Origin of the sequence: Sinimarinibacterium thermocellulolyticum, from assembly GCF_040327995.1 — a bacterium.
Lineage (GTDB): Bacteria > Pseudomonadota > Gammaproteobacteria > Nevskiales > Nevskiaceae > Solimonas > Solimonas thermocellulolyticum.
Window position 1 is genome coordinate 393381 of the sequence record NZ_JBEPIJ010000001.1, and the last position, 10681, is coordinate 404061.

The 10681-nt window shown below is 69.8% G+C and carries 8 protein-coding genes; 4 read left to right on the top strand and 4 right to left on the bottom strand.

Features of this window, described 5'->3' with window-relative positions:
- Window positions 1-7: 7 nt before the first annotated feature.
- Window positions 8-832, bottom strand: coding sequence for an SAM-dependent methyltransferase (locus ABSH63_RS01840; protein WP_352886884.1), 825 nt, complete (start codon window positions 830-832; stop codon window positions 8-10).
- A 41-nt stretch (window positions 833-873) separates the two neighbouring features.
- On the opposite strand from ABSH63_RS01840, the gene ABSH63_RS01845 reads away from it, so the two are divergent.
- From ABSH63_RS01845 to ABSH63_RS01860, 4 genes are all read left to right on the top strand, one after another.
- Entirely contained in the window at window positions 874-1713 is an 840-nt protein-coding gene (locus tag ABSH63_RS01845; RefSeq protein WP_352886886.1) for an alpha/beta fold hydrolase, read from the top strand.
- On the top strand, window positions 1710-4001 hold the full coding sequence (locus ABSH63_RS01850) for a CaiB/BaiF CoA transferase family protein (protein WP_352886888.1): 2292 nt from the start codon (window positions 1710-1712) through the stop codon (window positions 3999-4001). The genes ABSH63_RS01845 and ABSH63_RS01850 overlap by 4 nt, the downstream gene beginning before the upstream one ends.
- Window positions 4002-4071: 70 nt before the next feature.
- Entirely contained in the window at window positions 4072-4989 is a 918-nt protein-coding gene (locus tag ABSH63_RS01855) for a CE1 family esterase (RefSeq protein WP_352886890.1), read from the top strand.
- 94 nt (window positions 4990-5083) lie between these two features.
- On the top strand, window positions 5084-5845 hold the full coding sequence (locus ABSH63_RS01860; protein WP_352886891.1) for an SDR family NAD(P)-dependent oxidoreductase: 762 nt from the start codon (window positions 5084-5086) through the stop codon (window positions 5843-5845).
- 12 nt (window positions 5846-5857) lie between these two features.
- Here the strand turns inward: ABSH63_RS01860 and ABSH63_RS01865 are convergent, their stop codons facing one another.
- The 3 genes from ABSH63_RS01865 to ABSH63_RS01875 are packed head-to-tail and all read right to left on the bottom strand — an operon-like array spanning window position 5858 to window position 10550.
- Window positions 5858-6754, bottom strand: coding sequence for a hypothetical protein (locus tag ABSH63_RS01865; protein WP_352886892.1), 897 nt, complete (start codon window positions 6752-6754; stop codon window positions 5858-5860).
- Window positions 6751-8217, bottom strand: a complete 1467-nt coding sequence (locus tag ABSH63_RS01870) for a hypothetical protein (RefSeq protein ID WP_352886893.1) — start codon at window positions 8215-8217, stop codon at window positions 6751-6753. The genes ABSH63_RS01865 and ABSH63_RS01870 overlap by 4 nt, the downstream gene beginning before the upstream one ends.
- A complete protein-coding gene (locus tag ABSH63_RS01875; RefSeq protein WP_352886894.1) occupies window positions 8214-10550 on the bottom strand; it encodes an HlyD family secretion protein in 2337 nt (778 codons plus the stop codon). Before ABSH63_RS01875 ends, ABSH63_RS01870 begins: the two co-directional genes overlap by 4 nt.
- Between the last annotated feature and the right edge of the window lie 131 nt (window positions 10551-10681).

Here is a 10681-nt window from a genome sequence, read left to right on the forward strand (position 1 = left end):
TGGGGGTTCAGCGCGCGCGCCGCGCGACGACGAGCACGTAATCCTCGCCGAGTTCCACCAACTCGCGCAGCCGCGCCGCCGAGCGGCGCCAGGCGGCGCCGCGTTCGCCGCCTTCGCGTTCGCCCATGGCGTCGAGACGGCGCGCGAACGGCAGCCGCGTCCATTCGACGATCGACTCGATGCGCAGCGCCTCGAAGCCGGCCTCGCGCAAATGCCGCGCGTAGACATCGGCGTCGTAGGCGTTGGCGGGGTTGTCGAGACAGATCCCGCTGTTGAGCGTCTTTTCGCCGCGCAGGTAACGCGCCGGGTCGACACCGCGGCGCGGAATCATGTCGGTCAGCGCCAGCGTGCCACCGGGGCGGAGCACGCGCGCGGCCTCGCGCAGAAAGTCCACGCGCGTGTCGAAGTGGAAGGCGCATTCGACCGACACCAGTTTGTCGAAGCTCGCATCGGCGAAGTCCATCGCCGTGGCATTGCCGAGTCGCAAGTCGATCACCTCGGCCAGTCCTTGCGATGCGATGTACTTGCGCCCTTGCTCGATGCGCACCGGCGTGATGTCGATGGCGATGATCGACGTCGGTCGGCAGCGTTTCGCGTAGATCACCGTACCGGCACCATAGCCGGCGCCGACATCGAGCACCGCATCGCCGGGACGCAGGCCGGCAGCGGTGGCGACGACTTCGGTCAGCGCCTCGGCCGCCTGCTCCAGGGTCAGATCGTCACGCGTCCAGTAGCCGTAGTTGGCGAACGGTTGGTCGCCGAACAGGCCGTCGCGCCCCGAGTGGCGGCGCGTGTAATGAGTGACGACATCCTGGGCGTGAGCCGAGAGCATCTGCGACCTCTTGGAATGGCCATGCCGACGAGGATGCGCCCGTGAGCGCGCGGCCGAAGCTCGCCGCGCAACAGCTCGGAGAAGGCCCGGACGTGGTGCTGATCCACGGCCTGGCGACCAATCGCGCGTTCTGGTATGCGACCGCCGTGGCTTTGCAGGACCGCTACCGCGTGACGATCTTCGATCTACGCGGCCACGGTTACAGCGAGCGGCCGGCGAGCGGCTACCGCCCCGTCGACTTCGCCGAGGATACACTGGGCCTGATGGATGCGCTGCACATTCGCAGCGCCGCACTCGTCGGGCACAGCTACGGCGGCGCCGCGGCGCTCGAAGCGTCCGGCATCGCCCCGCATCGTGTCAGCCATCTCGTACTCGTCGATGCGCGAATCGCGCGCATACAACCGCTGCTGCGGCTGCACGATACGCCGGTGATCACCGAGGCGGAAAAGGAAGTGGCGGCCACGCACGACGCCGACTGGGCGGCGCTGCCGCAGGTCGGCTACCTGTTTCTCGAGGCAGCAGCGCGCATGCGCCTGGCCGGCCGCCTGCCGCAGGCGCGCGACGACTTCACCCCCTTTGGCGAAGGCCGCGGCGCTGCGCGCGCGGCCCGCGCCTGGCTCGATCTGCTCGAACACACCAGCGCGCGCGCCGAGTTCGATACGCCCGGCATGACCGAAGAGGCGATCGGTGCGCTGCGCATGCCGGTGCTGCTGCTCTACGGCGCACTTTCGCGCTGCGTGCACTCGGGTCGCGCGCTGCGCGCCTTACTGCCGCAGGCGCGCTATGTCGAGATCGCGGGTGCCGGGCATTTCTTCCCGCTGCACCGGCCGCAACTGGTGCTCGACGCTCTGCGCGACTTCCTCGCCATGCCTGCGTCATGAAGCCGAGCTTTCCGTTCGCTGGCCTGCAGGTGGTCGAGCTCAGCGGCCATGTCGCCGGCGCCGTTTGCGGCAAGCTGCTGGCCGGCTTCGGCGCCGAGGTCGTGCAGATCGACGGCGGCCACGACGCGGCGCTCGACGACGCGGCGCAGACCTGGTTTCACTCCGCCAAGCGGCGGCTGCCGGCCGCGACCGATACCACACGGCTCGAAGCACTGATCGCGCGCGCCGACGTGATCGTCGATGCCTGGGGCCTGGGCGTGCTCGCCGCAGCGGGGCTGGACCCGGCACGGCTGCGTGCACTCAACCCGAGTGCGATCGTCTGCCGCATCACGCCTTTCGGACTGAGCGGCCCCCGACGCCACTGGCTCGCCGACGACATCACGCTGTATGCGGCGACCGGCCTGATGCATTCCACTGGTGACGGTGCGCGCGCACCGCTCAATGCCGGACCGCGCATCGCCGAGCTGACCGCCGGCATGAACGCCTGCTTCGCCTGCGTCGGCGCCCTGCTGCGCCGGCAGCGCGACGGCGGCGGCGACGACATCGACCTCGCGATCGCAGAGAGCGCGATGGACAACTACGAGGTCGCACTCATCGAGGCGTTGACGCTCGGCAAGATCGCGCGCCGCAACGGCGATGAGCACGCGATGGTGCCGTGGCGCACCTATCCCTGCGCCGACGGCGAGGCGGCGATCATCGGCGGACCGATCCGCCACTGGCTCAAGGCGGCGCCGATGTTCGACGCGCCCGAGCTGCTCGACCCCAAGCTCGCGACCATGGGCGATCGCATCGCGCATCGCGCACGGGTCGAGGCGCTGATGCAGCCGTGGCTAAAGAAGCAGACCAAGCAGGCGCTGTTTCACGCCGGCCAGCGTGCGGGCCTCGCCTTTGCGCCGCTGGCCTCGCTCAGCGATGCGCTCGCCGATCCGCAGCACGCCGCGCGCGGTTACTTCATCCAAGCGCCCGGCGGCGGGCGCATGCCGGGCGCACCGTTCCGCTTGCAGCGTGGCCTGTGGCGCAACAGCTCGACACCACCCGCGCAGGCGCCCTCTGCGGTGGGTGCGGCACATCCTCTCGCGCAAGCGGGCACAAAGAACACGGCTGCCCCCTTCGCCGGCCTGCGCGTGCTCGACTTCTCCCATGACTGGGCCGGACCGCACGCGGCGCGGCTGTTCGCCGACTACGGCGCCGAGGTCATCAAGATCGAGTATCCGCGGCGCCTCGACGGCATGCGCGGCGGTTACGTGGACCGGATCGACGCGCATCCGCGCTTCTGGCAACTGCATCGCGGCAAGCAGTCGCTCACGCTGGATCTGGCGCTCGATGCGCATCGCGCGGTGCTCGATCAACTGGTGCGCGGCGCCGACCTTGTGATCGAGAACTCGCGCCCCGGCGTGATGGCGCGCAAGGGCTACGATTACGAACGGCTGCGCGCACTCAATCCGCGCATCGTGCTGCTGTCGATGTCGGCCTTCGGCGCGAGCGGACCGTACGCCCAATATTGCGGTTACGGCGGCACGTTGGAGGCGATCAGCGGCCTGCAATCGCTCACCGCCTACGACGCGCACAGCCGCTGGTTTCGCGTGCGCGAGTTGGACGTGATGAACGGCATCATGGGGGCCTGTGCCGCCGTCATCGCGCTGTGGCAGCGCGAGCGCGGCGATCCCTCGGCGCCGGCGGGCGGCCAGTGGATCGACCTGTCCGAGAACGAAACCACGGCCTGGTTCGTCGGCGAGCATTTCCTCGCCGCCTCGCGCAGCAAAAGGCAGCCCGCAGCGCTCGGCAACCGCCATGCGCTGCACGCGCCACAGGGCTGCTACGCCTGCGCGGGCGAGGACCGCTGGCTGACACTGTGCGTGCGCAGCGACGACGAGTGGCGCCGCCTCGCCGCGCACATCGGCGTCGCGGCCGGCGATGCGCGCTTCGCCACCGCCGCGCAGCGGCGTGCGCTGCACGATGAACTCGACGCGCTGCTCGCTGCCTGGTTGCGAGGGCGCGATGCGATGCAGGCGGCCAGCGAACTGCAGGCCCTGGGCATCGCCGCCGCGCCGGTGATGAACGCGGCCGATCTGATCGCCGACGCGCATCTGGCGGCGCGCGGCTGGTTCCTGCAGGTGGGCGACACGCGCATGCCTGGCCTTCCGTTTCACTACGCACGAGGCGGCGGCGCGGTACGCGCGCGCGGACCGCGGCTCGGCGCCGACAACGCACGCTGGTTCGCCGCGGCCCAACAGACGCCGCCGCTGCTCGACCCGGCAAGCATCGGCACCGCCTACGCGATCGCGTGATCGCCCGTGCAGCCATGCATCGTTCACACCTCGTCACACACACCAACGACCGCAACCCTGGAGGACCGACATGACCAGCCGACCGATCCACGACCTGCGCCATGCCCTACTGCTCGTCGCCGCGATGCTGCTGCTCGGCGCCTGCATGTCCTCGCCCGAGGTGCGGGCGCAGCAGCCGGGCTCGGCCAGCGAGCACGAGTTCCGCTCCGGCCTGCTCAAGCGCAGCTACCGGCTGTACGTGCCGCGCAGCTACGACGAGAACAAGCCGATGCCGCTCTTGGTGGCGCTGCATGGCGGCCTGGGCACCGGCAAGGCGATGGCCGAGGTCAGCGGCTTCGATCGCCTCGCCGAGGCACGCGGCCTGATCGTCGCCTACCCGGACGGCCTCGGGCGCGCGTGGAATGCCGGCTCCTGCTGCGGCAAGCCGATGGAGAACCGCATCGACGACGTCGGCTTCATGAAGAACCTCGTCGCCGACGTGAAGACCAAGGTTGCGATCGACAGCCGCCGCGTCTACGGCGCCGGCTTCTCCAACGGCGCAATGCTGGTGCATCGCGTCGCCTGCGAGGCGCCGGGCACCTTCACCGCGATCGCCGCGGTCGCCGGCGGCATCATGGTCAAGGACTGCACGCCTGCCAAGGGCACGCCGACCCTGGTGATCCAAGGCCGTGACGACCCGCGCATCCCCTGGAGCGGTGGCGAGTTCGAGGGCAACTACCGGCCTTCCGTCGCCGAAGTCGTGTCCACGCTGGGCAAGCGCAACCGCTGCAGCGGCACCGAGACGGTGATCGTCGACGACGGCATCGTGACCTGCAAAAAGCTCGACGGCTGCGCTGACGGCGATGACGTGCAGTGGTGTGGCTTGAAGGGGGTCGGCCACCAATGGCCCGGCGGCAAGACCCTGCTGCCCGGCTTGCTCGGCAAGAACACCGACCGCTTCGATGCCTCGCAGCAGATCGTCGATTTCTTCCTGCGGTATCAGAGTTAGCCCACATCCACCGTCCTATCCCTGCCCGATCGCCGTCGGCGATTCCGCCGCTCCGGCATAATCCGCGGACGACGAGGACGCGGTTGGGGGAGTCATGGCGGCAGCATCGACCGCGCCGGTGGCGCTGGTCACCGGCGGCGCCGGCGGCATCGGCCGCGCCACGGCGCGCGCGTTCGCGCAGCGCGGCTATCGCGTCGCCGTCGCCGACATCGACGGCGCCGCCGCGCAAGCGGTCGCGGAGTCGCTGCGCAGCGAAGGCCACGCGGCCGAGAGCATCACCGTCGACATCGGCGATCGTGACGCGGTGGTGGCGATGCTCGACGGCTTGCGTGCGCGCTACGGCCGCCTCGACGCCGCCTTCAACAACGCCGGCGCCAGCAGCCTGCGCGTACCGCTCGCCGATCTCGACGAGGCCGACTGGGAGCGCGTGCTGCGCACCAACCTGACCGGCACCTTCCTGTGCATGAAGTACGAGATCCGCTGGATGCTCGAACAAGGCCACGGCTGCATCGTCAACAACTGTTCGGTGTTCGGCATCGGCGGCAGCATCAGCGCGACCTACACCGCGAGCAAGCACGGCATCGCCGGGTTGACGCGCTCGGCGGCGATCAGCTACGCCCGGTGCGGCGTGCGCATCAACGCCGTCTGCCCGGGCCTGATCGACGCCGGCATGGGCGCGCGCTATCTCGAACGCGCCGGCGAGACCGACGCCGCATCGACCATCGCCCTGCACCCCGCCGGCCGCGCCGGCACCGCCGAGGAAGTCGCCGATGCGGTGCTATGGCTGTGCTCGGAGGAATCGCGCTACGTGCACGGCCATCTGCTCGCCGTCGATGGCGGCTACGGCGCGCGCTGAGGCGCGCTGCGCTCAGGCGTAACCGTAGCGTCGTGCCAGTTCGACGAGCCGTGCATCGAAGCCGGCACCGTCGGGGCGCCACGGCAGGGCGGCGTCGAGGCTTGCCGCCGCGGCCAGCTCGAGCACCTCGTCGCTGAAGGTTTCGAGTACGTCGGCTTCGAGGCCGTAGGGCGCTGCGCCGGGGCCGTAGCCGGCGTAGATCCAGCGCTCGGGTTCGCGCATCGCGGCCAGGGCATCTGCGTCGGCGTCGACGCCGGCGATTTCGCACAGCTGCGCGAGCGTGACATCGTCCGCCGTCTCGACATCCTCGACGCGCAGATGGCGGGCGCGCTCGGCAAACGCGGTCTCGATATTGCGATTGCAGCGCAACCACGGCAGCTGCGGCTCGATCAGCGCCGGGATGAAGCCGTGATCCTTGTAGTCCGGCGGCACGAACAGACGATCCTGTGCCCAGGCGTCGAGCAGACAGCCCTGGGTCCACGGGTGACGGGTCAGGTGCAGGACGCCGGCGTCGGCGTAGCCGCGGCGCAGCCGGCGCAGGTCGAGCGGCCGCAGCGGCGCCTCGGTGTCGGGCACGACCAGACGCCGCGGCGCGACACGCGCGGCGATCTCCTCGAGCAACTGCGCGGTGCGCCAGGCGCTACGTTGCGCGAGCCAGTCGTTGGCGGCGGCGATGCTGGCGTCGTCCTGCGCACCGAATTCGAGCTGCGCGATCGTACGCAAGAGGCCGTCGGCCTGCGGGCCCTGGCTGAGGCGGAAGATGTCGAGCAGCTCGCCGACGTCGTCGGCCATCAGCAGGCACAGCTCCGGCACCGCGTAGAGCCGTGGGTGCATGCCCAGACAGCCGGCGACGTAGGACGCACCGCAAAAAGGCGCAGCGAGCACGAACAGCGGCGGCGTTACCCTCACGCCCTCGCCCCCGGGGAGCCGAGCCACACCTCGCAGCCGCCGCGCGGGTTGTGCACGTACTGCCAGCGGCGGCCGCGCTTGACCGCGACATTCGGCGCGAACGGATTGGCGGTGCCGACGAACAAGCCGTGCGGCGTCGACGCCAGCGTGCGAATGCCCCAGTTGAACTTGTTGCCGAAGCCGTTTCGCGTGACCGGCTCCCAGTGGATGCCATCGTGCGTGCGCCACAGTTCGGCGCCGCCGAACCGCGACAGCAGGTTCTCGTCGCCCCAGCGCCGCACCAGGGCGAGGACGTCCTCGGGCCACAGGTTGGTCGGCAGGTAGGGCATGGTGTTGGTCCAGTTCAAGGTGCCGGCGTAGAGCCAGCCGTCGTGCACGCACATGCGCCAGACGTAGCCGTTGAACAGGCTGTCGAAGCCGGGGCCGAAACCGGACAGCGGATAGCGCAGTCCCTCGTCGGTGCTGCGCGCCTCGCCGACCAAGAGCTCCCAGGAATCGTCGGGCCAGACGCGGATGATCTCGGCCGCCGCAGGGCCGATGTCGGCGCCGCGGTGGTAGCCGCCGTTGATGATGCCGTAGGCGACGTACAAGGCCCCCTTGAACTCGCAGATCGTCGCCGCCGCCTCGTTGAGCTGGCCGCGCCCGGCGCCGTGGGTGATCACCGGCTGCCAGCGGTACGGCAGCTCGCCGCCGGCGGTCTTCCAAAGCTCGCCGCCGGTGACCGGATTGATGGTGCCGCCGTACAGATGTCCGGCGTAGTGCGCCATCTCGAACACGGTGACGTTGTCCGGATTGCCGAAACCTTCTTCGCTGACCGCGGTCCAGCGATCGGTGCGCAGATCGTCATTGGCGTAGACCACCGCCTCGGAGCTGATGTCCTGCAGAAAGCCCTTCGCCGTGCCCGATGCGGTCGGGCTGATGTGGAGGCGGTTCTGGAACGGCTGCAGCGTACGAAACGCACGCACCGTGGGCGCGAACGGTGGCCGCGGCACCGGCGCGAAGTGCTCGCCGTCCTCGCTGCGCAGCAGGTCCGGCGAATGCGCCGTGTGCGGCGACCAGGTGGTCACGTACAGGCAGGGATGCGGATCGCCTACATCCTGATACACGGCCATGCCGCGCAGGCCGATGTAGCTCGGCACGTCGTCGCGCCCATTGGTGCCGCGCACCTGCGGCGAGCGGTAGACCATGCGCCAGCTCTGCGTCTCGGGCGTGTAGGCCCAGATCTGCGCGCGGCGGTCGATGTCGTAGAGATCGTCGGGCGCGAGGATCGGCCAAGGGTACAGTCGCGGCGTCGGCTGCGACAGGCGCAGCGCTGCCATCGACGCGCGCGAGGTGCCGACGTACAGACGCCCGCGGAACCACGCCATGCTGTGCGCATAGTGATTCCAGCCGTCACCGAAGCCGCTTTCCGCAGTCAGGCGGAAATCGGACTGCGACAGGGGCCGGTCGCCCCCTTGGTTCATGGGATCCAGGACCACAGCTCGACGAACAGCAAGCGCGCGATCGCGCGCGTGAAAACGATCAAGGTCAGGCTCCAGCCGGCATCGACCTTGGCATTGCCGGTCATGCCGGTGCGCAGCTTGCCGCCCGGGTCCTGCACCACGACCTGTACGCGGATAACCTTGCCGTAGGCGTCGTCGTCCGCAACCGGCGCGATCGCACGCACACGGCCGTCGAAGCTCGTATGCGGGAACGCCCAGGGCTTGAGGCTGGCGTCGGCGTCGATCGCCACCTGGCCGATCGACGACTCGGGAATGCGGATGTCGGCGTACAGCTCGGCAGTGTCCTCGATCACCGCGAGCAAATCGCCGCGATTGAGATATTGGCCGCGCGCGAACTGCAACGCCGGGGACACGATGCGACCGGCGATCGGCGCCTTGATCTCGGCATATGCCAGCTCCTGGCGTGCGAATTCGAGTTCGGCCTGGATGCGCCGCTTCTGCGCTTCGAGGCTCTGGATGCGCTCCTCCAGCGCCGGGCTTTCGATCAGTGCCAACGCGCGCTCGGCCTCCAGCAGTTGCTGGCGCGCGACCTCGGCGGCACCCTGGGCGCGCTCGTACTCCTGCGGCGTGACCGACTTTGCGCGAAACGCGGAGGCCACGCGCGCGGCGCTGCGCTCGGCGAGTTCGGCAGCGGCTTTGGCGGTCTCGACCTTGCTGCGCGCGACTTCGATCTCCTCCTCGCGCGCCCCCTTGCGCACGATCGCGAGTTCGGCGTCCAGCCGTGCCAGCTCGGCCTCGGCGGCGGCTAAGCGCGCGCGCTGCGCCGCATCGTCGAGTCGCGCGACCACCTGACCGGCGCTGACCACGTCGCCCTCCTTGACCAGCACCTCGCGCACGTCGCCAGCGACCAGCGCGCGCACGTCGGCGCGGTCGCGCGGCAGGATCTCGAACTCGCCGCTCGCCGAGTACGGATACGGCAACACGCAGACGATGGCGACGATCAGCGCGGCGATCTTCTGCCGGCGCGTCGGCCGCCACGGCTTCTTGAGGCGACCCATCGACGAGCGGTCGACCGCGGCGCGCGAATACTGCCTGACCATATAAACCCCCATCACACTCAGCAACGCAAGAAAGCCGGTGCCGTGAAAGCGCTCGGCCAGCCAGCCGCCCACGCCCCACAGCAAAGCCACCAGCAGCACCAGCAGGAATGCGAGCACCGCAAGGCCAAAGGCCAGCAGCGCACGATACGGGATGCGGCGCGCGCGCACGAACCACGGGCGGCGGCGCACGCCGAGCAGCGCGCCGATCGCCTGTTCACGCAGGTCCGGCGTGTCGAGCCACTGGCACAACAGGAAGTAGCCGTCGTAGCGCATCAGCGGATTGAGGCGCAGCGCCAGCGCGATCGTCGTGACGATGGTCAAGCCGACGCAGAAGCGCGCGATGGACACTTGCGATCCGATGAACAGGAACCACAGCAGCACCGCGATCGAAGCCGCGGCGGCGGTGCCGACGAGGCCGGCGCCGACGATGCGCACGCGCTCGGTCCGACCGGCGCGTTCAGCAACGCCGGCGGTATCCACGAACAGGCGCGGAATGCCGAGGATGCCGTAGACCAGACCGAGGCGCGGCGTGCTCGGCGTGTAACGCGCGATCGCCGCCGCGCGCGTCGACATCGACAGCAGGTTCACCAGTGCCGCCGCGATCGCCGCGGTGGCGATCGCGCGATAGCTGCCGAATAGACCGGCGGACATCTGCCACCATTCGTGGCGGTGGTGGATCACCAGCGCGATCGCGAGCCCGCACAGCGCCAGGAACGCCGCGAGGTGCGCGCGCGAGCGCAGCGGCCAGATCAAGAGCCGCCCGAGCGCGACGAAAGGGTCCGGCGCCAGCGGTCGATCGATCTGATTGGCCTGGCCGCGGCGCCCGGTGACCAGCCCGGTCAGGCCGCCGGTGAGACCCGGGCTGACGCGCGATCCCGGCAGCGACGACGGCGGCAAGTTCCACGGCGGCACACCCGCCAGCGTCGGTTCGAGTCCGGTCCAACCCAGACCGATGCGCTCGTCGTCGTTGTGCGCCGGCGGCGGAAGCGGTTCGTGGGTGCCGGCTTGCAGCAGCCGGTGCGTGGCCAGATCGGCGGCGAGGCCCTCGATCATCGCCGCGTTCCAGCCGCTCTCGCGCGCGGCCTCGACGCGCGCCGCGGCGTCGCGCCTGCCGTCGAAGAGCCGGGTGATGGCGTATTCCCGTGCACTCAGGCGCAGCACGAAGCCGCCTTCGGCGGCGTAGGCATCGACGCTGCCATCGGCATGCTCGACCACGCGAGCCGGCGCGAAGCGCCGATAACGGCTGTCGATCACGGTACTAACCCGGATCCGTCACGAGTAGGCTGCTGAGAAGGCACGGCGGATTCGCTGTTGCCCAGTAGAATTCGGTTGTCGAAGCCAATTCTCTGGAGCGAATCCGCCGTGACGGAATGCTACCAAGGTGT

What these genes read in the sequence shown, in the direction of transcription:
- ABSH63_RS01840 (WP_352886884.1), bottom strand. Translation starts at nt 832, where the DNA reads ATGCTCTCGGCTCACGCCCAGGATGTCGTCACTCATTACACGCGCCGC.
- ABSH63_RS01850 (WP_352886888.1), top strand. Translation starts at nt 1,710, where the DNA reads ATGAAGCCGAGCTTTCCGTTCGCTGGCCTGCAGGTGGTCGAGCTCAGC.
- ABSH63_RS01855 (WP_352886890.1), top strand. Translation starts at nt 4,072, where the DNA reads ATGACCAGCCGACCGATCCACGACCTGCGCCATGCCCTACTGCTCGTC.
- ABSH63_RS01860 (WP_352886891.1), top strand. Translation starts at nt 5,084, where the DNA reads ATGGCGGCAGCATCGACCGCGCCGGTGGCGCTGGTCACCGGCGGCGCC.
- ABSH63_RS01870 (WP_352886893.1), bottom strand. Translation starts at nt 8,217, where the DNA reads ATGAACCAAGGGGGCGACCGGCCCCTGTCGCAGTCCGATTTCCGCCTG.